The organism is Acinetobacter sp. YH12045, assembly GCF_013419925.1.
Lineage (GTDB): Bacteria > Pseudomonadota > Gammaproteobacteria > Pseudomonadales > Moraxellaceae > Acinetobacter > Acinetobacter amyesii.
On sequence record NZ_VOZE01000001.1, the window covers coordinates 397,233 to 420,656 of the forward strand.

General features: G+C 40.3%; 19 protein-coding genes. 7 read left to right on the plus strand and 12 right to left on the minus strand.

The window, feature by feature from the left end; all coding sequences use genetic code 11:
* The first annotated feature begins 14 nt into the window (after positions 1-14).
* Positions 15-791 carry a phosphodiester glycosidase family protein gene (locus FTU02_RS02070; protein WP_257220784.1) on the plus strand — a complete coding sequence of 259 codons (777 nt, stop codon included), beginning with the start codon at positions 15-17 and terminating at the stop codon, positions 789-791.
* 56 nt (positions 792-847) lie between these two features.
* Here the strand turns inward: FTU02_RS02070 and FTU02_RS02075 are convergent, their stop codons facing one another.
* The 4 genes from FTU02_RS02075 to putA form a co-directional block, all read right to left on the minus strand.
* Complete coding sequence (locus tag FTU02_RS02075) at positions 848-1,096, minus strand: hypothetical protein (RefSeq protein WP_180041590.1); 249 nt, start codon at positions 1,094-1,096, stop codon at positions 848-850.
* Positions 1,097-1,359: 263 nt separating this feature from the next.
* Positions 1,360-1,584, minus strand: coding sequence for a hypothetical protein (locus FTU02_RS02080; RefSeq protein ID WP_078193492.1), 225 nt, complete (start codon positions 1,582-1,584; stop codon positions 1,360-1,362).
* A gap of 252 nt (positions 1,585-1,836) precedes the next feature.
* Entirely contained in the window at positions 1,837-2,919 is a 1,083-nt protein-coding gene (gene trmA / locus FTU02_RS02085; RefSeq protein ID WP_180155533.1) for a tRNA (uridine(54)-C5)-methyltransferase TrmA, read from the minus strand.
* Positions 2,920-3,148: 229 nt separating this feature from the next.
* Positions 3,149-6,880: a trifunctional transcriptional regulator/proline dehydrogenase/L-glutamate gamma-semialdehyde dehydrogenase gene (gene putA / locus FTU02_RS02090; protein ID WP_180155535.1), complete on the minus strand. Its 3,732-nt coding sequence runs from the start codon at positions 6,878-6,880 to the stop codon at positions 3,149-3,151.
* Positions 6,881-7,013: 133 nt separating this feature from the next.
* Here putA and FTU02_RS02095 point away from each other — a divergent pair, with 133 nt between their 5' ends.
* Complete coding sequence (locus FTU02_RS02095; RefSeq protein WP_180090044.1) at positions 7,014-7,511, plus strand: Lrp/AsnC ligand binding domain-containing protein; 498 nt, start codon at positions 7,014-7,016, stop codon at positions 7,509-7,511.
* 415 nt (positions 7,512-7,926) lie between these two features.
* Here the strand turns inward: FTU02_RS02095 and putP are convergent, their stop codons facing one another.
* On the minus strand, positions 7,927-9,429 hold the full coding sequence (gene putP, locus FTU02_RS02100; protein ID WP_180155537.1) for a sodium/proline symporter PutP: 1,503 nt from the start codon (positions 9,427-9,429) through the stop codon (positions 7,927-7,929).
* Positions 9,430-9,852: 423 nt separating this feature from the next.
* On the opposite strand from putP, the gene aspA reads away from it, so the two are divergent.
* The 5 genes from aspA (at position 9,853) to FTU02_RS02125 (ending at position 17,823) form a co-directional block, all read left to right on the plus strand.
* Positions 9,853-11,301 (plus strand): aspartate ammonia-lyase, encoded by a 1,449-nt coding sequence (gene aspA / locus FTU02_RS02105; RefSeq protein WP_180109709.1) that lies wholly within the window; start codon positions 9,853-9,855, stop codon positions 11,299-11,301.
* Between the two features lie 333 nt (positions 11,302-11,634).
* Positions 11,635-11,991, plus strand: coding sequence for a hypothetical protein (locus tag FTU02_RS02110; RefSeq protein ID WP_180155539.1), 357 nt, complete (start codon positions 11,635-11,637; stop codon positions 11,989-11,991).
* 179 nt (positions 11,992-12,170) lie between these two features.
* A complete protein-coding gene (gene mfd / locus FTU02_RS02115; protein ID WP_180155895.1) occupies positions 12,171-15,638 on the plus strand; it encodes a transcription-repair coupling factor in 3,468 nt (1,155 codons plus the stop codon).
* 222 nt (positions 15,639-15,860) lie between these two features.
* Positions 15,861-16,295 carry an HIT domain-containing protein gene (locus FTU02_RS02120; RefSeq protein WP_067762788.1) on the plus strand — a complete coding sequence of 145 codons (435 nt, stop codon included), beginning with the start codon at positions 15,861-15,863 and terminating at the stop codon, positions 16,293-16,295.
* Between the two features lie 61 nt (positions 16,296-16,356).
* Positions 16,357-17,823: an adenylate/guanylate cyclase domain-containing protein gene (locus FTU02_RS02125; RefSeq protein WP_078193484.1), complete on the plus strand. Its 1,467-nt coding sequence runs from the start codon at positions 16,357-16,359 to the stop codon at positions 17,821-17,823.
* 176 nt (positions 17,824-17,999) lie between these two features.
* Here FTU02_RS02125 and fdx read toward each other — a convergent pair whose 3' ends face one another.
* The 7 genes from fdx to FTU02_RS02160 form a co-directional block, all read right to left on the minus strand.
* Positions 18,000-18,338, minus strand: a complete 339-nt coding sequence (gene fdx, locus FTU02_RS02130) for an ISC system 2Fe-2S type ferredoxin (protein ID WP_078188671.1) — start codon at positions 18,336-18,338, stop codon at positions 18,000-18,002.
* A gap of 16 nt (positions 18,339-18,354) precedes the next feature.
* A complete protein-coding gene (gene hscA / locus FTU02_RS02135) occupies positions 18,355-20,214 on the minus strand; it encodes a Fe-S protein assembly chaperone HscA (RefSeq protein ID WP_180109194.1) in 1,860 nt (619 codons plus the stop codon).
* Positions 20,215-20,253: 39 nt separating this feature from the next.
* On the minus strand, positions 20,254-20,769 hold the full coding sequence (hscB, locus tag FTU02_RS02140) for a Fe-S protein assembly co-chaperone HscB (protein WP_180155541.1): 516 nt from the start codon (positions 20,767-20,769) through the stop codon (positions 20,254-20,256).
* Positions 20,770-20,873: 104 nt separating this feature from the next.
* Entirely contained in the window at positions 20,874-21,194 is a 321-nt protein-coding gene (gene iscA, locus FTU02_RS02145) for an iron-sulfur cluster assembly protein IscA (RefSeq protein WP_078188668.1), read from the minus strand.
* A gap of 37 nt (positions 21,195-21,231) precedes the next feature.
* Complete coding sequence (gene iscU / locus FTU02_RS02150; protein ID WP_078188667.1) at positions 21,232-21,618, minus strand: Fe-S cluster assembly scaffold IscU; 387 nt, start codon at positions 21,616-21,618, stop codon at positions 21,232-21,234.
* A 104-nt stretch (positions 21,619-21,722) separates the two neighbouring features.
* Positions 21,723-22,940, minus strand: coding sequence for an IscS subfamily cysteine desulfurase (locus tag FTU02_RS02155; protein WP_078193480.1), 1,218 nt, complete (start codon positions 22,938-22,940; stop codon positions 21,723-21,725).
* 1 nt (position 22,941) lies between these two features.
* Positions 22,942-23,415: an Rrf2 family transcriptional regulator gene (locus tag FTU02_RS02160; RefSeq protein WP_078188665.1), complete on the minus strand. Its 474-nt coding sequence runs from the start codon at positions 23,413-23,415 to the stop codon at positions 22,942-22,944.
* Between the last annotated feature and the right edge of the window lie 9 nt (positions 23,416-23,424).

The following is a 23,424-nucleotide window of genomic DNA, read 5'->3' on the forward strand; positions in this document are numbered from 1 at the left end:
CTATGGATAGGGTCATGCTTGGTGTTCAATCAACCTCAATGTTTAAAAAAATGCGCTTTATGATGCTGCTCGGTCTGATTTTCTCACCGACTATTTCCTATGCCAATATTCAAGCGAAACGTGTCAGTCAGCCCATTGCCGTGGATGTGGTTGAAATTTCGGATCTGAGTCAACTGAAGCTCTATTTATATAATGCAGAGCAGCAGCCATATCGAGACTTACAGCGTTTAAAGCAGGCATTAGCGCGTAAATGTAATACGATGAACTTCGCAATGAATGCAGGGATGTATCATGCAGATTTAGCGCCTGTTGGTCTTTACGTTGAAAATGGGCTGCAGAAAAAAGCCTTGAATCGTGCAACACGAGGCTTTGGCAATTTCTTAATTCAGCCGAATGGTGTTCTAGCATGGAATGACAAGCAAGCGGTGATATTAACTACACAAAAATATGCTTCCACAAATTTTAATGCACGTTATGCGACGCAGTCAGGCCCGATGCTAGTGGTAGATGGAAAAATCAATTCAAACTTTATCCCACAGTCAGATTCATTGAAAATCCGCAATGGTGTGGGGATTAAAAACGGCAAGTTGTATTTTGTGATCAGTCGTGAAGGCGTGTCGTTTTATGCATTTGCACAATATTTTAAGCAGCAATTATCGATTAACAATGCCTTGTATTTAGATGGATCTGTGTCTAGTGCAGATATTCAAGCATTGAATAGACATGATTCAAGTTTGAAAGCTTTAGGGCCAATTGTAGCGTATACAACAGCATTTCAATGCAAACAATAAAAGCCCGAATGGTCGGGCTTCATGTATACAGTCTTTAGATTGATAGCAACTACTGTTTATTTGCCGACTAAACCTAAAAAGGTACTTTGGGTTTGGCACATTTGAATGGCTTGTTCTTTAGATTGTTGCTTGATACTTTCTTCAAACTGTTTTTTCTGTTCTTTGATTTGCTCTTCGTTTAAGCCCATTTGTTTCGATAAGGCTTCGAGTTTATCCCAAGATTCTTCGCATTCTTTGGGAATTTGGCTACAAGCACTTAGACTAAGTATGCAGCAGGCGATTAGGCAAATTGTTAATTTATTCATGTTCATTCCTTTAGTTTTTATATCAATGCTGTTTAGAGGTCTTCGGCATCATATTTGATGCAATATTAGGTTTTATTGTCGTGTGTTTAAAAATTAGACATCACTGAGTTGCCTTGGAGCATAGCATAAAAGCTGTAAATAGCGATGTGGCCAATCCACAAAACCTGATCTGTAAATAAGCGGCATACTTTTGATTAGACTAAAAAATGAAAAAGGCACTCTGTAAAACAGAATGCCTTGTTTGAACATTGAATGTTCAGACTCTACTGTAGAGGTAGATGCTGGATTTCATTTAATTCCTTACGGCTATAACCGCGCGAAGCGAGTACTTTTTTGATACCGAGGATAACATCTTCATCCGTTGCCTTTGTAAGAGCAGCAATAAGCTGTTCATTGGTTTTACAAGAGCAATCATTTTCAACACAGGCAATTTGATTCTTATGCCCGTTTTGCTGTTCTGTAGCGAACAACTTATGCCAAAAACTCATAGAGCCTTCATTTGCGACCTAACATAGGACGAAATATAACCAATTCAATAAATAAAGCAAGACTACTAAAGTGATATTTTAGCCAGTTGAATGATCATTTTTTCGATTGGACTTTTAGAATCTTTGCCTAATTGATATAGAAAGGCATCAGTTGCACTGCATGTGGCGAGAAAATAAAGCTTTTTTAGCATATAAAAAAGGAGCTTTTAGAAAGCTCCTTTTATGACAGCAACATGACTTGAAATAATTTGTTTAAATCTTCTCAAGAAACACGCCAGACTCTACATGGTGTGTGTAAGGGAACTGATCAAACAAGGCAAATTTGCTGATTTTATGCGTTTGTGAAAGCAGTTTGAGATTGTCATGCAAAGTATCTGGGTTGCATGAAATATAGATAATGCGTTCAAAACGTTGTAACAGTTTTAATGTTTCATCATCGATACCTGCACGCGGTGGATCGACAAATACCGTATCGAAGTTATAGCTTGAAATTTCAATTTCAGCTTCTTCAAGGCGGCGGAATGTACGTTCAGCATTGTAGGCTTGGGTGAACTCTTCAGCAGATAGACGAGCCACTTGGATATTTTCAATACCATTTTGCTCAATATTCCACTGCGCTGCATAGACTGAAGACTTGGCTAATTCTGTTGCCAAAACGCGATTAAAGCGTGTAGAAAGAGGCAGCGTGAAATTACCATTACCACAGTAGAGCTCAAGTAAGTCTTGGTCTGAGTGATCGGCAGCCTGACATGCCCATTCCAGCATTTTTTGACATACACCGGCATTTGGCTGTGTGAAGCTACTTTCGATTTGCTTGTACTGATATTTACGATCAAACACTTGGAGTTCTTCAACCACATAGTCATCAGTTAAAATCACGCGCTGACCACGGCTACGACCATAAATCTTGATGTTGAGCTTTTCAGATAGGGCTTTGGCAGCAACTTCCCATTCAGCATTGAGCGGGCAGCGGTAAACCAATGAAACCAGCATTTCACCTTTCAGCGTCGCTAAGAAATGAACCTCAAATAAACGGCTCGATAAGATCTCTTGCGCCTTAAGTTCATTTAATAATATTGGCATTAAATCATTAATGCTTTTATCTGCAATCGGAAAATCTTTAATTTCGACAACTTGTTTTTCATTGTCTGCATTGCGTTCAAACATTGCATAGAACATATCATTTTCAGTATGCCAAATTCGGAATTCCGCTCGCATACGAAAGTTTTGTTCAGCAGAAGGAAAAACTTCTAAAGAGGGAGGGTTATATTCTGAAAATTGAGCCGTAATGCGGGCAACTTTGGCATCAAGTTGTTGCTGATAAGTTGAAGTCATATGCAGTAAAAAATCGCAAACATATTAAAAAAAGTCATGTTAGCAAAATTCACCTTATAAGACTAAATTAATTCCACTTTTGGCTGTATTTATCTGTCGAGAAAATGAGTCTGAATGCGCTAAACAGAATATTTATCTAGGGGTAGTTAAAAAAACGCTCAATCTTTATGGAACATTCATAAAGATTGAGCTAAGTGAGGAACTGATTTGTTGGAGTTCATTCGAATGTTTAATTCATCGTCATTAAGCTGGCATTACCACCGGCTGCCGCAGTATTGACACTGATTGCCCGCTCAATCACGAAACGTTCTACAGGGGTGTCATATTGGCCTGAAGCTAAATGCGTAATGCCAATAATTGCACCTTCACGAGAAGCGATAACCTGTTGAATCTTTAATAACTCAGTTTGTTCACCATGGTGTAAAACCGCATCAAAATTGCCATGATAAAGATCCGTGATCACTTTAAATTGGTCCACGAGGATTTTTGGCATGCTATTTAAGTGCTTCAACATAAAAGTATTGTCTGCAAGTACCACAGGCTGACTACCCACCGATAAAATCGCAGCAATTTGATGCAGTTGATCTGCATCATTATTTGCCAAAGAAAGCACACCCTTACGTGCCAAAATGGCATATTGGTTGTTTTCACCGGTTGGGCCTTGTAGCTCAAAACTTTGTCCAGCGGCTATGGCCTGCGGTGCTTGAATAGCAATGCCTGAAAAATGCTGTTTCGCCCAAGTGTTAAAAGCCTCATATGCAGGGAAGTGTGCAGCTTGCGTTTCTGCCTGAGCTGCATACGGTGAAGCTAATTTTTTCTCAGAAACTTGATGCATTAAACGGTAAAGATATAAAGGACCGCCAGCTTTTGGACCTGTACCTGATAAGCCTTCGCCACCAAAAGGTTGTACACCGACCACAGCACCTACAATATTACGGTTAATGTACAGGTTGCCGACTTCTGCATGACCGATGACTTTTTGAATCGTGTCATCAATACGTGTATGCAAGCCCATGGTTAAACCATAACCTTTGGCATTAATTTGTGTTAATAGGTTTTCAATCTCACCATATTTGTAGGTAATTAAATGCAATACTGGCCCAAAAACTTCGCGTTCTAAATCATTTAAATTTGGCAGTTCAATCAAAGTTGGTGCAACGAAAGTTCCCGTGCTTAAGGCATTGCTATCAGCATTAAACATGATTTGATGTACTGGATAGCCTTTGCTACGCATCTTCTCAATATGTTTTTCAATATTTTGCTGTGCTTCAAGGTCGATCACTGGGCCAATGTCAGTTGCTAAAAGTGCAGGATTTCCGACACGAAGTTGCTTCATCGCACCTTGTAACATGGTACGGACAACGTCCACATTATCTTCTTGTACACAGAGAATACGTAGGGCAGAACAGCGTTGACCTGCACTGTCATAGGCAGAGTTAACGACATCCAATACCACTTGTTCTGTCAATGCAGATGAGTCAACAATCATGGCATTTTGACCGCCAGTTTCAGCAATCAATACCACGCTTTCGCCAAATTGGTTTAAGCGCTGTGCCACGGTTTTTTGCAAGATACGTGCGACTTCCGTTGAGCCAGTAAACATGATGCCTTGGACACGTGAGTCCGCGCTGAGTTTGGCACCAATGGTTTCGCCACGGCCAGGAAGGAGTTGCAATACATCGAAGGGAACACCTGCTTCCCATAAAATATGTACAGCTTGAGCAGCAATCAGTGGCGTTTGTTCAGCAGGCTTGGCAATCACGGTATTACCTGCAACCAAGGCTGCAGCAATTTGACCTGTGAAAATAGCAAGCGGGAAGTTCCACGGGCTAATGCACAGCACAGTACCAAGGGGTTCAATTTGCGTATTTTCAGCTAGATCAATCATTTGAGCCGCATAATAACGTAGAAAATCTACAGCTTCACGGACTTCAGCAATAGCATTGGCGTAGGTTTTACCGCTTTCACGTGACAATAACACCATCAGAGATTGCAATTGTGCTTCCATCAAAGCCGCCGCACGGTTTAAGCATGCTGCACGCTGGTCTTTGGCTAAAGTTTTCCATGAAGCTTGGGCATTGACCGCATTATTGAGAGCGATTTCCGCTTGTTCTAAACTGGCTTCGCTGACAGTGCCGACCACATCACTACGGTTTGCAGGGTTTGTAATGTTGATACTTGCAGTATGAATTTCTTCTAAATTAGCGCCCATTGCACTAGCATGCCACTGGGTATGTGCACGCTGTACTGCCGTGGTATTGAGCTGAGATAAGTCGCGATCATTGGCTAAATCGAGTCCTTTTGAGTTGCGACGTTCTGTGCCATATAAATCTTGCGGAAATGGGATAGAAGGATGCTTAGCTCCAGTGATACCTTCTTTTTCAGCCGTCGCTAATATCGTCTGTCTTGGATTTTCAATTAAATCTTCAATTTTTAAATTTTTATCTGCAATACGGTTGACGAAAGAGGTATTCGCACCATTTTCCAGTAAACGTCGAACCAAATAGGCCAATAAGGTTTCATGGTTACCCACTGGTGCATAAATACGACAAGGCACACCCAGTTTGTTATCAGACTTCGAACCCACCACTTGTTCATAGAGGGGTTCACCCATGCCGTGAAGGCACTGAAATTCATACTGGCCTGGATAGTAAAGCTCTGGCTGTGCTAATTGGTAGATCGTAGCAACGGTTTGCGCATTGTGTGTTGCAAACTGAGGATAAATTTGCTCAGGTGCTGCTAAAAGTTTTTTAGCACATGTAATATAAGACAGGTCGGTATGAACTTTGCGCGTAAATACAGGATAGTCACTCATACCTTCAATTTGCGCTTTCTTAATTTCGCTGTCCCAGTATGCACCTTTCACTAAGCGGATCATTAAACGTTTTTGGCTACGCTTAGCGAGGTCAATAATATGGTCGACCACATAGAAACAGCGCTTTTGGTAGGCTTGAATCACAAATCCAATACCTTTCCAGTCTGCTAATTTAGGCTCAAAACACAGGCGCTCAAGTAGTTCCAAAGAAATTTCTAGGCGGTCAGTTTCTTCAGCATCAATGTTTAGACCAATATTGTAATGCTTGGCTAATACTGCAAGTTCAAGCACTTTGCCATAAAGTTCGTTATGCACACGGTCGATCTGTGAACGTTGATAGCGCGGGTGTAGGGCAGATAATTTGATCGAAATGCCTGCTCCGTTATAAACATCCTTACCTTCAGAAGCTTGACCAATCGCGTGGATCGCATCGGTATAGTCTTGATAATAACGTTCTGCATCAGGTTCAGTTAATGCTGCTTCACCCAACATGTCATATGAATAACGGAAGCCTTTGTCTTCTAATGCTTCTGCATGTTTAAGCGCTTCATTGATGGTTTCGCCTGTGACAAACTGTTCGCCCATCATACGCATAGCCACGTCGACAGCTTTGCGGATAATGCCACGTCCACTGCGTGCTAAAATACCGGTCAGTAGGCTAGACAGATTTTTTTGTTGAGGGGTTTCCATCAGTTTGCCCGTCAGCATTAATCCCCAAGCAGCAGCATTAACGAACATGAGGCTACTTTGGCCAACATGATCTTTCCAGTTACCTTGGTTGATTTTATCTTTGATCAGTAAATCACGTGTTGCTTTGTCTGGAATACGGAGTAGCGCTTCAGCTAAACACATGAGCGCGATGCCTTCCTGAGAAGACAATGAAAACTCTTGTAGCAAGCCTTGTACAATGCCTGCTTTACCTGTACCGCTTTTACGTTCACGTAATGAATGGGCTAAGTCAAAAGCCAATTGTTGAATTTGATCGCTGATCGGAGAAGGGATTTCACTGTGTGCTAATAAGTTTTCAATGCACTCAGTTTCAGCACGACGCCATGCTGTATTAATCGATTGTTCAAAGCTATTCTTGTCTTTAAATTCAGTGATGTAGTCATCGCTTCCCGTGACTTCAAATACTTTTCCATTCATGTTTCAATTTTCCGTGTCAAAGTTCTATGACGAGCAAATAAATCTTGAGCTTGATCCTTTATTTAATTTATCATCACAGAATATTTAGCGAATAACTCACTATAGTTTTAATAATATTTAGAGAAAAATTCAGATGACTAGCCCATATTTGAGCTTAGACCGTATAGATATTCGTATTTTAGAGTTGCTGCAAGAAGACGGAAAATTGTCCAATATTAAGCTTGCGGAAATGGTGAATTTATCACCGACTGCGGCGTTGGCACGTGTGCAAAAATTATCGAAAGAGGGCTTTATTTTAGGCTATGAAGCACGTTTAAATCCGGTCTTACTCAACAATGGATTTGTGGTTTTTGTAGAGATTTTACTAGATAAAACCACGCCCAATGTATTGGAAGATTTTTCGGATGCAGTGCGTCAAATTCCAGAAATCGTAGAATGTCATATGATCAGCGGTGGTTTTGATTTTGTAGTGAAAATACGCTGTGCAAATATGGAAGAATTTAGAAAAATTTCAGGGCAGGTGCTTTGGCAGCTACCTGGTATCAAGGAAACGCGTAGTTATCCTGTGATGGAAGTGATCAAAGAAAGTATGCAAATTAAGCTGAAACCTGCGGCTCGATCAATTAAGTAACTGCTCTTATGAGTGTAAACGTAATTTCGCATTTTAAAACGATTTTTAAGTCTATTCGACGGAGTCTTACATCTTGGGTTTGGATAAAGGGTTTAGCCTTCGGCTGGAGGCACTTTTACGAAACGTTGTTTCTCATTTGGCAAAATGAGAAGCGTGCTTCGCAAGGAAACCATCTTGTGGTGCAATGCACCTCACCAACAAAACTCGTTAACTTCCGTCAAATTATTAAAAATGTCGCAAAAACATTTTTGATGAAAATTAGTCCTGTCTCAAACACTTGTGGATGACTTTATCGCGTATCGTTTTCTTATTTGAATCAAATTGCGCATCTGATGTTACTGTGTAACATAAATTATGTAATAGAAAATGTGAGTACTAAAAAGGGGCATTTAGCCCCTTTTTAGTGTGAAAAATTTTAGATTTCAGACATTTCTTTTTGATATTGCGCTTCGGCTTTTTCAAAGCGTTCAACAACTTCAGCTTCAGGTGCTTTGCTCAATAAGCTCACCACAACGATACTGATCGCAGAGAAAATAAAGCCCGGAATGATTTCGTATAAACCAAGGTGGCCTAAGTAGTTTTTCCACACGATGACAGTCACAGCACCCACGATCATGCCAATGATTGCTCCGTTAAGCGTCATACGTTTCCACAGCAATGAAAGAATAATCAGCGGGCCAAATGCAGCACCGAAACCTGCCCATGCATAAGCCACTAAGCCTAAAACTTTACTTGCAGGGTTCATTGCAAAGGTGATTGCAAATACGGCAATTGCCAAGACCATCGCACGTCCAATCCAAACCAATTCTTTTTGCGATGCATTTTTACGAATAAATCCTTTGTACAAATCTTCCGTCAAGGTGGTTGAACATACCAATAACTGACAGCTAAGTGTGCTCATCACCGCAGCTAAAATTGCGGCCAAAATAATCCCAGCAATCCACGGATTGAATAGAATTTTAGTCAACTCCATAAATACCGTTTCAGGGTTGGCATTAACGACACTTGCCAGTTCTGGGTGGACTTGGAAGTAAGCAATACCGATATAACCCACTGCTACAGCACCGCCTAGACACAGGATCATCCATGTCATACCAATGCGTCGTGCATTCGGAATGGATTTAACAGAATCGGCTGCCATAAAGCGAACCAAAATATGCGGCTGACCAAAATAGCCTAAGCCCCATGCCATGCTGGATAAAATCGCAACTGTACTTAAACCTTCAAATAAATTAGAAGCTTGTGGGCGAGCTGTTTCCAAAACAGCAGCAAGATTTTGACTGTTATCACCTAAAGCAAGGTAGGCGATGATCGGTGTGATCAGCAGTGCAAAGATCATCAGACCCGCTTGGAAAGTATCGGTCCAACTGATCGCTAAGAATCCACCAATACAGACATAGCTGATGGTTGCAATTGCACCAATCCACAGTGCTGTTGTGTAGTTCCAACCGAATAAACTTTCGAAAAGTCGTGCGCCAGCCACCATGCCAGAAGCACAGTAAATCGCAAAGAACACTAAAATCACTACAGCTGAAATGATACGTAAAATCTTTTTACGGTCTGCAAAACGGCTCGTGAAATAATCGGGCAGGGTCAGGGCATTATTTTGATATTCGGTATGAACACGCAAGCGACCAGCAACGATCAGCCAGTTCAACCAAGCACCTATAATTAAGCCGATTGCAATCCAAGCTTCGGAAAGACCAGATAGATAAATTGCACCAGGGAGACCCATGAGTAGCCAACCACTCATGTCGGATGCACCTGCTGAAAGTGCAGTCACAACACTTCCTAAACTTCGTCCACCTAAAATGTATTCGTCAAAGTTATGCGTAGCTTTGTAGGCATACAAACCAATGGCAAGCATTGCAAGAATATAAAAAATAAAGGTGACTAATGTCGGGTTTAAATGGCTCATAGGCGGTTCGTCCTTAATGAAAGCAAATCATCTCTGTCCTAGATGAAAATTTGTACTTCTGTCGTAAGTCGCAGATTCAAGCACGATTTAAAAATTACACTCTGTAACCTTTAAGCATATTTTATGTATGTTTTGCGTAAATGATATTTTTTCTTATTACAAATCGAATTTTTTATTGTGCTGCTAAAATGTTGTCCAGAAGGGAATTTAAATTTTGAAATGTAAATCTACTAAAGACTTTTCATCACAAAAAGAGAACTAATGAAAATAGGTAAAAATTACACAATGTTACATATTGAACAAGAAATGTGCATTTGAAATATTTGGTTGCAAATGTGCATCACATCATCTGTAGTGAGATGATTTGAACAGGTCGAATATGAGGTATGCACAGTCTTGGTGCGTAATTAGAGGGAATGCGCAGTGACAACGGTTCAAATGGAAAAAACGAGAATAGAGCATGATTTATTGGGGGATAAAGCAGTCCCGCAGTCATGTTATTACGGTATACATACATTGCGTGCCATCGAAAACTTTCAAATATCAAAGCAGCATGTCGGACAAAATTTAAACTTTGTACGCGCTATTGCTCAGGTAAAAAAAGCGTCAGCAGAAACCAATTATCAATTTAACTTAATACAAGATGATATTCGCCAAGCGATTCAGCAGGCATGTGATGCATTGATTGATCATCCAGAACAATGGGCAGATTCATTTCCAATTGATATTTATCAAGGTGGAGCAGGCACTTCTATTAACATGAATGCCAATGAAGTCATTGCCAATATTGCCCTTGAGTCGCTCGGAGATGCGAAAGGCAGTTATCAACGGATTCATCCCAACGACCATGTTAATAAGTCACAATCCACCAATGATGTCTATCCAACAGCGCTGCGTCTAGCAACATTTAGCGCTTTTGATGCTTTATTTGTGGTTTTAAATCAGCTAATTGGAAGCTTACATATTAAAGCCGATGAGTTTAAACATGTCATCAAAATGGGGCGTACACAGTTACAAGATGCTGTTCCGATGACTTTGGGGCAAGAGTTCCGAGCATTTGCAACATTATTAAAAGAAGATTTGAAGTTGATTGAGCAAAATCGACAGCTTCTATTGGAAATTAATTTAGGTGCGACGGCAATTGGCACTGGCGTGAATTCTCCTGCGGGTTATGCAGCGAAGGCCGTTGAAAATCTAGCTCATTTGACCGGTCTAAAATTGCAAGGTGCAGAAGACTATGTCGAAGCAACCAGCGATTGTGGCGTATTTATTTTATTATCAAGTTGCTTAAAACGTTTAGCTGTCAAACTTTCTAAAATCTGTAATGACTTACGTCTTTTAAGTTCGGGGCCACGAACAGGTTTAGCGGAAATTCGTTTACCTGAGTTACAAGCAGGTTCGTCCATTATGCCTGCAAAGGTCAATCCTGTGATCCCTGAAGTGGTCAACCAAATTGCATTTCGAGTGATGGGAAATGATTTAACCATAACTTTAGCCGCAGAAGCAGGGCAATTACAATTAAATGTCATGGAGCCGGTGATTGCATTGTCCATGAATGAGTCAATTGAGCTTTTGGTGAATGCGGTGAAAACATTAGACAGCAAATGTATCCAAGGAATTCAGGCAAATGAGCAAGCATGTTTTGATGCTGTGATGCGTAGTGTAGGAATCGTGACCTTACTCGATCCATATTTAGGTCATGCAAAATGTGATGAAATCGGTAAGCAATGTATTGCCGAAAATAAAACCATTCGCCAAGTGGTTTTAGAGCAAGAGCTGTTAACTGTAAGTCAATTGGATGAAATTTTCTCGATTGAAAATTTAGTTTCTGAAGTGACACCATTTAGTATGCCACTCGCTCAAGTGAGTTAAATGCTTATTTAAGACTTTTAAATAGCCCCATGATGAGTAAATGACGAAGGTTAATCCTTCGTTTTTTATTTGAAGAAATCAGTGGTAAAGCTAGAGAACTAATCTGAGCAGTGATGTATTAAGTCTCTAATAGGAACTTAATTTCTAAAAGAAAGTATTGGGTTGAAAAGAAAACGCTATATTTGCTTAGGATAGTAATTATAGTTCTATATATAGTCATGAAGGTTTGGATGAAAAATTTAGCGCATAGATAAAGTCAGAAATACTTTAACTTGCCCAAAAAAGGATGTAATCGAAGTACAATAGGTTTTTAATCATGTTGTAGATAGTCAGATGTTTAATAAGTTAGTCGATTTATTCAAAGGCGCTAAAGAGTCGCCTGAGCAACTTTACTTAGAACAACACCACATTCAATATGATGAAACTCAGGGCTATATCATTGAAGGCGTAGTTTTAAATACTTTGTCTGAACGTATGGAATACTTGTCAAATAGAAAAATGACAAATTTCGATGATTTAAAACAGCTCTATGCGACTGCAATGATTATCAATGAAAAAATAGACTTGGAAATTGCAAATCAACGCTTTGTTGCACGATTAGGCAATACTGAAGAAAATCTTTTGCAGTTTAAACATTATGTCAAAGTATTGAATGATTATTATCGTCAATTCATCCGTGATCGTAAGTAAAAGAATCAATGGCAGTTTTTGAGTTTGATGGATGCGTTAAGGGTACTCATCAATAGAATGTACAATCGCAAATCCATATTGGTTAAAACACTGTATATAGTTGCTTAAATCTCGGAATGTAAAAAGCATCGTGTTAATATGATCACTAAGTGATTAAAACATTAAAAGCTATTTACATCATGTTCCAGCAAGAAATTTCACAACTCAATCTTAAACAGCTCAAAGCTGGCGAAAAGCGGTGGGTCGGAAACTTACAAGGCTCATCTGCTGCATTATTATTTAAAGAAATTAGCAAACAATCGAAACAGTTGTTTGTGATTGTAGCACGTAATAATCAGCATCTCGGGCAGTTAGAAAGTGAGCTGGAATTTTACGGAATTAAGCCGACTATTTTCCCAGATTGGGAAATTTTACCTTATGACCGGCTGTCGCCACATCAAGACATCGTTTCTGAGCGCTTGGCGATTTTGTCCAATATGCCACAGCAAGGTGTGTTGTTGGTTTCAGCAACAACTTTAGCGCAGCGAGTTGTGCCTGCATCTTGGGTATTAGGTGAACACTTTGATATTAAAGTAGGTCAAAAATTTGATATCGAACAACAAAAATTAAGATTAGTACAAGCGGGCTATCACTTGGTGGATACCGTTTATGATCATGGTGAATTTGCAGTACGCGGCAGCATCATGGATATTTACGCTTCGGGGCAAAGTTCACCGATTCGTATTGACTTATTTGATGATGAAATCGATACCCTCAAATTCTTTGATCCTGAAACTCAGCGAACCACCCAAAACTTAGATCATTTTACGGTTTTACCTGCAAAAGAATTTCCATTAAAAGAAGCGCGCTCACTGTTTCGTAATCGATATGCGGAAAATTTTCCGACGGCAAATCCAAAGAAAAATCCAATTTATCAGGATGTACAAGATGGCATAGCTTCACCGGGTATTGAGTTTTATTTTCCGTTGTTCTTCTCTGAACAAGCCATGAGAGAGCAAAGTACGCTATTTTCGTACTTACCAGAGAATGGCATTGTCATTACAGATAAAGCTATTGATGACACATTGATTCAGTTTTGGTCAGACATTGTGCGTCGTTATGAAGACCGTCGTCATAATGTAGACCAACCGATTTTGCCGCCAGAGCAGATTTTCCTACAACCAAATCAAGTGTTAGAACAATTAAATCTTTGCCGTCGTATAGTGGCTTCACCTGAGACTTTTGATGAACGCAATGGCGTGATCAATCTTGCAGCTGAGATTCCACCCCGTTTACCTGTCGATCCAAAACGTGAAAAGCCATTTTATGCTGTTAAGCAATATATCGATGCGGCAAATTATCCAGTGCTTTTGGTGGCTGAAAGCGCTGGTCGACGTGAAACTTTAAAAGATGCATTGCGTCCAAGTTTGGGTGATATCCCAACGGTCGAAAGTTTTGATGATTTTATGCATTCTATGCATGCGATTGCGATCACCAATGCGCCCTTAGATCGTGGTTTATTGCTAACTGACAAGCTCAGTGTAATTTCTGAAAATCAGCTTTATGAACACCGTGTGGTTCAACGTCGTCGTAAACGCCAACAGGAAGTATCAGAAGAGTTCCTTGTTCGTAGTTTAACCGAGCTAAGTATTGGCGCACCTGTGGTTCATATTGATTATGGTGTGGGGCGATATGCAGGTTTAATTACCTTGAGTATCGATGACCAAGACCATGAGTTTTTGCAGTTAGACTATGCCGATGCAGCTAAGGTGTATGTCCCTGTAACAAACCTGCATTTAATTAGCCGATACAGTGGTGGTGACCCAGATCTAGCACCATTACATAAATTGGGCACAGATGCATGGTCTAAAGCCAAACGCAAGGCTTTAGAGCAGATCCATGATGTGGCGGCAGAACTTTTACATATTCAAGCCCGTCGTCACTCGAAGCCGGGTTATGGATTTGAACTGGATCAAAGTCTCTATATGCAGTTTGCCAGTGGCTTCGCCTATGAAGAAACTTTAGACCAAGCCAATGCTATTGAAGCGACACTGTATGACATGCAACAAGCGAAGCCGATGGATCGCTTGGTTTGTGGTGATGTCGGTTTTGGTAAAACAGAAGTGGCCATGCGTGCTGCATTTGTGGCAGTACAAAATAACAAACAAGTGGCTGTACTTGTGCCAACCACGTTGTTGGCGCAGCAGCACTACGAGTCTTTCAAAGACCGTTTTGCGGACTGGCCTGTACGTATTGAAGTCCTTTCACGTTTTGGTTCATCAAAATCACATACCAAAACCATTGAAGACCTCGCAGAAGGCAAAGTGGATATTGTGATTGGCACACATAAAATCTTGCAGGAAAGTGTGCAATTTAAAAATCTCGGCCTCATGATCGTGGATGAAGAGCACCGTTTTGGTGTACGTGATAAAGAGCGAATTAAAGCCTTACGTGCCGATGTTGATATGCTAACGCTAACTGCAACGCCTATTCCACGTACGCTGAATATGGCTTTTAGTGGCATGCGTGATCTATCTATTATTGCAACGCCGCCTGCACGTCGACTTGCTGTGAAAACCTTTGTACAAGAGCATACTGGAGATTCGATCAAAGAAGCCATCTTGCGTGAACTCTTACGTGGCGGGCAAGTGTATTTCTTACATAATGAAGTCGAGACCATTGAACGTACGGCAGAAACTCTACGTGAATTGGTTCCTGAAGCCCGAGTTGCGGTAGCACATGGTCAAATGCGTGAGCGTGAGCTAGAGCAAATCATGCAGCAGTTCTATCACAAAGAATATAACGTGCTGGTGTGTTCAACCATTATTGAAACTGGGATTGACGTGCCAAACGCCAATACCATTTTGATTGAACGTGCAGATAAACTGGGGCTTGCGCAGTTGCATCAATTACGTGGTCGTGTTGGTCGATCGCACCATCAAGCATACGCCTATTTACTTGTACCTTCGCTCAAAGGCTTAAAGGGTGATGCTGAAAAACGCCTAGATGCCATTTCGCGTGCATCGACTTTGGGTGCGGGTTTCATGTTGGCTACAGAAGACTTAGAAATTCGTGGTGCAGGTGAGTTGCTGGGTGAACAGCAAAGTGGCTCAATGCAAACCATCGGTTATAGTCTATATATGGAAATGCTTGAAAAAGCCACCAAAGCCATTCAAAAAGGCAAAACACCTAATTTTGACTCACCATTATCATTAACGGCTGAAATTAGCATGCATATGCCAGCCTTAATTCCAGATGATTATTTAGGTGATGTACATCAACGGTTATTGTTCTACAAACGCATTAGTAATACGGATACTCAAGAGAAACTCGATAACATTCGTATGGAGTTGATCGATCGTTTTGGCTTACCACCACAAGCAGTTAAGCAGTTATTCTCTGTCCATCAGTTGCGTTTAAAAGCGGAACAATTGGGTATTACTAAAATTGATATCAGCTCACATGGCGGCAGTATTGAGTTCTCGCCAGATACACCAGTTCAAGCCATATCCATCATCCAAATGATGCAAAAGCATCCGACTTTCTTCCGAATGGAAGGTGGACAGCGTCTAAAAGTGATGGTCATGCTCGAAGAATATGACAAACGCATTCAATTTATAAATGACTTATTAGACAGTTTACTGAAGGAATTAGCGCCAAATCACTAGATTTGGCGTATAAATTGCTTGTTTAGAATAAGTAGATTTTATGCGTGTTTTTTATATAGAAGAAACGCTTGATTTTTTTGAAAAATTTATTAGAGTCATAAGCAAGCAACGTTTTATTCAAATGCGGTTTATTTGTAATGAAACGTTCTGTACAGAATATTCACACCCATAAGGATGTGATAGTATTAGCCATCATTCTAATTTTGCATCATTTATAAAGATATGTTTAGTTTACATCCACAACTTGCTCAAGATACGTTTTATGTAGGCGACTTTCCTCTGTCAACATGTCGTTTGATGAATGATATGCAATTCCCGTGGCTTATTTTGATTCCACGTGTTCCGGGAATTACAGAGCTTTATGAATTAAGTCAGGCAGACCAAGAGCAGTTTTTACGTGAATCAAGCTGGTTATCAAGCCAATTGTCACGTGTATTCCGTGCAGACAAAATGAATGTAGCTGCATTGGGTAATATGGTTCCACAATTACATTTTCATCATGTTGTTCGTTATCAAAATGATGTGGCTTGGCCGAAACCAGTTTGGGGTACGCCAGCAGTTCCTTATAACAATGATGTCTTGGCACACATGCGCCAAACACTAATGCTTGCACTACGTGGTCAAGGTGATATGCCTTTTGATTGGCGTATGGACTAATCCCGATTTACGGACAATATCAGGATAGTAGAAGAATGAGTGTCCGTATGGGGGCGATCGAGTGCCGTTAGACAATTTAATCAGCAAAGAGCCTAAACAGTTTGAATATTTTCATCGTTTGATGGGATATATCATGCTGTCTTTGGTGATTGTTGTCTATCATTACACTCAGCCAGATACGCAATATCAAATCTATATTCCTGCTTTTTTATTTTTTCTGATTTTAGTCGTTCCTAAGTTTTCTCATTGGTTAATTTATCGATATAGCAATCAAGTTAAGCGCAATGTGCTTTTTCTGATCGATATCATAGTAATTGCTGTATTGATGTCTGCAGTACATTTAAGCCTCGTTTTAACCTTTCTTGCGGTCTTTGCGCTGCTATATACAACCATTTATAACAAAATTAATTTCTTAATGATGTCCTTGGCTGGGATTGTTGGTGTCACTGTATTTTATTTATGTAATATTTATGTCTTTGGTTTTCAAGAATATTTTGAGTCAACCAGCAGTGAATTAACCGTTCTAGGTTTTTTGTGCCTTATTACATATTTCAGTGTAGGGACATTTTATCAACACACCCAAGTTCAGTCTTTGAGCAATAAAAAGAATCACTATTATGATCAGATGAATCGTTATATGGAATTCGCTAATCAATTAAGTCGTTATGCGCCTATGCAACTTTGGCAATCGATTATGAAAGGTGAGTCTGAAGCTAAGATCGAATATAAACGTAAAAAACTCACGATTTTCTTTTCAGATATCCAAGGGTTTACAGAACTTTCTGAAACATTAATCCCAGACGATTTAGCATTTCTACTCAATGACTATTTGAGTCATATGACTGAGATTGCCAAACAGTATGAAGCGACTGTCGATAAATTTATGGGGGATGCAATTCTAATCTTCTTTGGTGATCCACATAGCCAAGGCGTAGAGCAGGATGCAAAAACCTGTTTAGAGATGGCAATGGTCATGCGTCAGCAAATGAAGTTGCTGCGTGAACGCTGGATTAAAATGGGTTATCCGCCGCTACACATTCGTATGGGTATTTCTACAGGGTATTGCCACGTTGGGAACTATGGTGCAGCTCACCGTATGGCATATACCATCGTGGGTCGTGATGCGAATTTGGCTGCACGATTGCAAAGTGCTGCTGAAGTCGACGAAATTTTGATTTCAGATGACACGCATCATTTAGTGAAAAATGACTATTTATGTGCTCCAAAAGCACCAATCTTCTTAAAAGGTATCAAAGGCCCAGTACGTACTTGGCAAGTGATGGAAAAATATACCTCACAGAAAACAGATTATCAGCGTTGGTTCGACTACGAATATAAAGGCTTTAATCTATTGTTGAACTTAGATGAAGTACAAAACTTTGAATATCCTGAACTAATACATGTTTTAGAACGCATGATTCAGCGCCTACAAACACAGCAAAAAATGACCAACTCTGCTGGTATTGTTAAACTGAATTTAGAAGACGAAGTGATCGAAGAAGTCAAAAAAACTGAATCTCACTCTTAATGATTCAACACCTGCATTATTAAAATTAGATCTAATCGTATTGCGTAAAATTTTAAAAAGAACTCAATTCATTCTTTTATCAAAACGTCATCTTTTTTGAAATGTTGAATAAATTTATGCATCAAAAAGCCAGTTACGATGAACTGGCTTTTTGATTATAGAAAATTATCTATAAATTAATGATTTTCTGAAGCATGGTTGATGGTGTATTTAGGAATTTCAATTTCCAAATCTTCATCTTCAATTTTTACTTGGCATGACAGACGAGAGTCTGGCTCTAATCCCCAAGCACGATCGAGAAGATCTGCTTCGACATCATCCATTTCATCTAGACCATCAAAACCTTTACGTACAACCACATGGCAAGTGGTGCATGCTTTAGACATATCACATGCATGTTCAATTTTGATGCCGTTTTTTAACATGCTTTCGCAAAGGTTAGCATTTGCTTCGACTTCAAACTCAGCGCCGTTTGGGCAGATTGTTGCGTGAGGCAGTACTTTAATACGTGGCATAATCTTGACCTATAAATTAATTTGAGTTTGACCAGTCATCGAGTTTTGTGCCTTTCAGTGCGGCATCAATGTGCTGATTCATACGAGCTGCAGCAAATGCATCGCTATGTATTTTAAGCTGTTCTACAGCATGTTCAATAGCTTTGATATCTGTCGTTTCAAGTGCAGCATCTAAAACAGTGCGTGCAGCGGTGAGGGAACTGTGTTGCTCTTGGCTGAGAAGCTGAGCATCTACTTTAAGTGCTTGATCAAGTGCTTCAAGTTCACGTTTTGCTTCCACTTTGGTTTCTTGAAGATGACGTAAGTTTTTGTCTTCTTCAGCAAACTTATAACCATCAATCAGTAAGCGTTCAGTATCGGCATCAGATAAACCATAAGATGGTTTGATGTCAATTTGAGCATGCACACCAGAAGTGGTTTCTTTGGCAGACACCGTGAGTAAACCATCTGCGTCAACTTGGAAAGTCACTTCAATGCGCGCTTGACCCGCAGTCATCGGTGGAATACCACGAAGCACGAAACGACCTAGACTACGGCAATGTTCAACCAAATCACGCTCACCTTGTACAACATGAATCAACATCGCTGTTTGACCATCTTGATAGGTTGTGAATTCTTGGCGACGCGCCACTGGAATAGCTGTATTACGCGAAATAAGGCGCTCAACCAAACCGCCCATGGTTTCTAAACCTAAAGAAAGCGGTGTGACGTCTAAAAGCAATGAACCATCTTTAGAGTTACCAATAAGCTGGTTCGCTGTAATCGACGCGCCAATGGCCACAACTTCATCAGGGTTAATAGTGCAGAGCGGTTCTTGATTGAAGACATCTTGAACAGCTTTTTGTACAGCATACGAGCGGGTAGAACCACCGACCAATACCACATTTTGAATATCGCTAAGCTCAAGCTTGGCATCACGCATGACACGTTTACAAACGCTGATAGTTTTATCCAAAGCAACTTTGATGATTGATTCAAAAGTAGGGCGGTCTAAAGTCAATGATTGATCAAGAACTTTAAGCTCTACAGATTCAGCCTCGGTTAGAGCTTCTTTTGCTTTACGAGCAGAAACGATGAAATGGGCATATTCAGCATCATCTAAAGTTTCAATATTCAGTTGTTTTTTTGCCCATTTTACAATCAGACGGTCTAAGTCATCACCACCAAGCGCCGTGTGGCCACCCGTTGCTAGAACTTCAAAAACGCCTTGAGAGAAACGTAAAATTGAAACGTCAAAAGTACCACCACCCAGATCATAGATCACATAGTTTTGATCATGTGCAAGATTGGTGTCTTGGTCTAAGCCATAAGCCACTGCAGCAGCAGTCGGTTCATTTAAAAGACGCAGTACATTTAAACCTGCAAGCTGAGCTGCATCACGCGTTGCTTGACGCTGTGCTTCATCAAAATAGGCAGGTACTGTAATCACAGCACCATTTACTGGATTATTTAAGCTGCTTTCTGCACGGTCTTTAAGTTGTTTTAAAATTTCAGCAGAAATTTCAACGGGTGTTTTACGACCTTGTGCAGTTTCAAAAGCAGGCATTTCATTCGCTTCACCGACTAAGTTGTACGGGTGTTGGAATTTGATATCTGCTTTAGAGCGACCCATAAAGCGTTTTACAGAAACGATAGTATTTTTAGGATCAGTCGTTAAGAATGCCTTTGCGTCGTCACCATATTGCGCAGTGGATTCGCCATAGTGTGCAATAGAAGGGAGTAACACACGACCATGTTCATCGTTAAGCACTTTCGCTTTACCAGAAAGTACCGTGGCTACTAAAGAGTGTGTAGTCCCAAGATCGATACCAATTGCGATGCGGTGTTCATGCGGCGCACTTGATTGACCAGGTTCTGCAATTTGCAAGAGAGCCATGTGTGTTACATCCTTTGAACGTCAAATATAAAAAATAAATTAAAAATCATCGTCTAAATCAAAGCTATCGTCGTCTAAGAAGCGATCTTCAGCTTTATCGATGTCAGCCATTACTTTTTGGAAGAAGCGTAATTTACGTACGGTATCACGTGCTTCAGCCCAGTCTTCGTCGTCATAATCAATTTTAAATTCACGAACCAAACCGTCAATCCATTGCTGAACTTCAGTTTTAAGTGAAGTGAGGTCATCAGCAGAGCCTGCCTCATCTAACTGTTCACGAATTTCTAAGGCATCTTGTAGGAACTCAAAATCACTAATCGATTGATCAAGGTGATAATCTTGTTTTTTGAGACTTAAAAGATATGCAGCGCGGCTATCAACATTGGATAAAGCTTTAAATGCGTGATTAATCTCACTAGATTTTATCAGGGCTAAATCTTTGTCTTCGGCTTTATCTGGATGATATTGTTGCTGCAACTTTAAAAATTCAGCTTTTAAAACTGCTAAATCAATATCGAGTGCTACAGGTAAGTTAAACAACTCAAAATGATTCATGGGAGATGGTGTCCGCAATAGAGGTGCAAAAAGTGTTGCTTTAAATGCAATTAAAACAGTGAATTTTACACTGTTTTAATGCGAAAAAGGAGCGTGGAAATGGCTTAAACCGTAAACGATTCGCCGCAGCCACATTCGCCTTTTTTATTTGGGTTATTAAATTCAAAACCTTCGTTTAAGCCATTTTTCACATAGTCCATCTCCATACCTTCAAGATAAACTAAGCTTTTTGGATCAACGAATACTTTTACGCCAAACTGATCGAATACTTGGTCATGCGTGTCAATATCATCGACAAACTCAAGTACATAAGCTAAACCAGAACAGCCAGAAGTTTTCACGCCAACGCGAATACCTTCACCCTTACCGCGATTCTTGATGTAATTGCTGATATGAGTTGCAGCATTTTCAGTTAAATGAATCATGAAAACTCCGTTAATCTTTTTTAAAACACGTAAACAATTAAGCTTTTACTTTCTTGCTACGGTAGTCTTCTACAGCAGCTTTGATTGCATCTTCAGCAAGTACAGAGCAGTGTACTTTTACTGGTGGAAGTGCAAGTTCAGTTGCAATATCAATGTTCTTAATTGCTTGAGCTTCATCAAGAGTTTTGCCTTTTAGCCACTCTGTTACTAATGAGCTAGATGCAATTGCTGAACCACAACCGTAAGTTTTGAAGCGAGCTTCTTCAATTACGCCGTTGTCATCAACTTGGATCTGTAGACGCATAACATCGCCACAAGCTGGTGCACCGACCATACCTGTACCAACGTTTTCTGCATTTTTGTCTAAAACACCAACATTACGAGGGTTTTCGTAATGATCAATTACTTTTTCGCTATAAGCCATGATGCTTCTCCAAACCTCGGGGTCAGCCTTAAGATTAATATGGGGGTGAAATTACGTTAATCAATGAGATAGCCTTAAAATAAAAGCTATCTCACCGGGATGAATTAGTGTTCAGCCCATTCTACAGAATTAAGGTCGATACCTTCTTTGTACATGTCCCAAAGCGGTGAAAGATCACGTAGTTTTTCAACTGCTGCTTTGGTAATTTCAAGTACGTGGTCAATATCGGCTTCAGTGGTGTATTTACCAAAGCTGAAACGAATCGAGCTGTGAGCCAATTCGTCTGAAAGACCCAATGCACGAAGTACATAAGATGGTTCTAAAGTTGCTGATGTACATGCAGAACCAGAAGATACTGCGCAATCTTTAAGTGCCATCATTAACGATTCACCTTCAACAAAGTTAAAGCTGACGTTTAGATAGTTTGCAACGTTGTATTCTGGGTGACCGTTCAGGAAGACTTGTTCAAGATCTTGCAAGCCATTCCAAAGTTTGTCACGAAGTACACGAATACGAGTTTGTTCGGCATGTAGGTTTTTGCCTGCAAGTTCGAACGCTTCGCCCATACCCACGATTTGGTGAGTCGCTAGCGTACCTGAACGCATACCACGTTCATGACCGCCACCGTGCATTTGCGCTTTAATACGTACACGTGGTTGACGACGTACATAAAGAGCACCAATACCTTTAGGACCATAGATTTTGTGGCCAGAGAAACTCATCAAATCAACTTTCATTGTTGAAAGATCAATTTCTACTTTACCAGCAGCTTGCGCAGCATCTACATGGAAATAAGTTTTGTTTGCACGAGTCAATTCACCGATTGCAGCTACATCTGTAGTTGTACCGATTTCATTGTTCACCATCATTAAAGATACAAGAATTGTATCTGGACGAAGGGCTGCTTGAACCATTTCAGGTGTGATTAAACCTGTTTTTGCTTCTGGCTCAAGATAAGTAATTTCGAAGCCTTCTTCTTCAAGCTCGCGGCAAGTATCAAGAATTGCTTTATGTTCAATTTTACTTGTAATAATGTGCTTGCCTTTAGATGCATAGAACTGAGCAATACCTTTAAGCGCAAGGTTGTCAGATTCAGTTGCACCAGAAGTCCAAACGATTTCGCGTGGATCAGCTTTTACTAAATTAGCAACTTGTTCACGTGCATATTCTACTTTTTCTTCTGCCTGCCAGCCGTAAGCATGAGAACGAGAAGCTGCATTACCAAAAGTACCGTCAAACGTTAGACATTCCATCATACGTTCTGCGACTTGAGGGTCTACAGGTGTAGTTGCTGCATAGTCAAGATAAATAGGACGCTTCATGTCAAATACCTGTAACCGATAAAAGGGCTGAATCAAAGTTTGCTGAATTTTGACGAATAGATACGGTTTGAACGTTATCGCGTGCTACAAGGTCAGCAAGGGTGATTTTTGCAAGATAATCGGCAATGTGGTGGGAGAGTTCCTGCCATAAATCGTGAGTCAAGCACATTGCACCATTTTGGCAGTTGCCTTTGTGGTCACAACGGGTTGCATCAACTGTTTCATTTACAGCTTCAATAATTTCCAAAACAGTGATGTCTTCAGCACTACGAGCAAGGTGATAACCACCGTTTGCTCCACGGATGCTGGAAACTAAGCCGTGACGCTTTAATTTTGCAAATAACTGCTCAAGATAGGCCACTGAAATGGTTTGACGAGCTGCAATTTCTGCAAGAGTGATCGTTTGTTCAGTTGGCTGCAAAGCTAGATCAAGTAGAGCAGTCACTGCGTAGCGACCGCGAGTTGTTAAGCGCATGATTCGATA

Coding starts and splice junctions, on each gene's coding strand:
- hscA (WP_180109194.1), bottom strand. CDS start 20,214: ATGGCTCTCTTGCAAATTGCAGAACCTGGTCAATCAAGTGCGCCGCAT.
- hscB (WP_180155541.1), bottom strand. CDS start 20,769: ATGAATCATTTTGAGTTGTTTAACTTACCTGTAGCACTCGATATTGAT.
- FTU02_RS02080 (WP_078193492.1), bottom strand. CDS start 1,584: ATGAGTTTTTGGCATAAGTTGTTCGCTACAGAACAGCAAAACGGGCAT.
- putP (WP_180155537.1), bottom strand. CDS start 9,429: ATGAGCCATTTAAACCCGACATTAGTCACCTTTATTTTTTATATTCTT.
- mfd (WP_180155895.1), top strand. CDS start 12,171: ATGTTCCAGCAAGAAATTTCACAACTCAATCTTAAACAGCTCAAAGCT.
- FTU02_RS02070 (WP_257220784.1), top strand. CDS start 15: ATGCTTGGTGTTCAATCAACCTCAATGTTTAAAAAAATGCGCTTTATG.
- fdx (WP_078188671.1), bottom strand. CDS start 18,338: ATGCCACGTATTAAAGTACTGCCTCACGCAACAATCTGCCCAAACGGC.
- FTU02_RS02120 (WP_067762788.1), top strand. CDS start 15,861: ATGTTTAGTTTACATCCACAACTTGCTCAAGATACGTTTTATGTAGGC.
- FTU02_RS02155 (WP_078193480.1), bottom strand. CDS start 22,940: ATGAAGCGTCCTATTTATCTTGACTATGCAGCAACTACACCTGTAGAC.
- iscA (WP_078188668.1), bottom strand. CDS start 21,194: ATGATTCATTTAACTGAAAATGCTGCAACTCATATCAGCAATTACATC.
- trmA (WP_180155533.1), bottom strand. CDS start 2,919: ATGACTTCAACTTATCAGCAACAACTTGATGCCAAAGTTGCCCGCATT.
- iscU (WP_078188667.1), bottom strand. CDS start 21,618: ATGGCTTATAGCGAAAAAGTAATTGATCATTACGAAAACCCTCGTAAT.
- FTU02_RS02075 (WP_180041590.1), bottom strand. CDS start 1,096: ATGAATAAATTAACAATTTGCCTAATCGCCTGCTGCATACTTAGTCTA.
- FTU02_RS02095 (WP_180090044.1), top strand. CDS start 7,014: ATGACTAGCCCATATTTGAGCTTAGACCGTATAGATATTCGTATTTTA.
- FTU02_RS02160 (WP_078188665.1), bottom strand. CDS start 23,415: ATGCGCTTAACAACTCGCGGTCGCTACGCAGTGACTGCTCTACTTGAT.
- FTU02_RS02110 (WP_180155539.1), top strand. CDS start 11,635: ATGTTTAATAAGTTAGTCGATTTATTCAAAGGCGCTAAAGAGTCGCCT.
- putA (WP_180155535.1), bottom strand. CDS start 6,880: ATGAATGGAAAAGTATTTGAAGTCACGGGAAGCGATGACTACATCACT.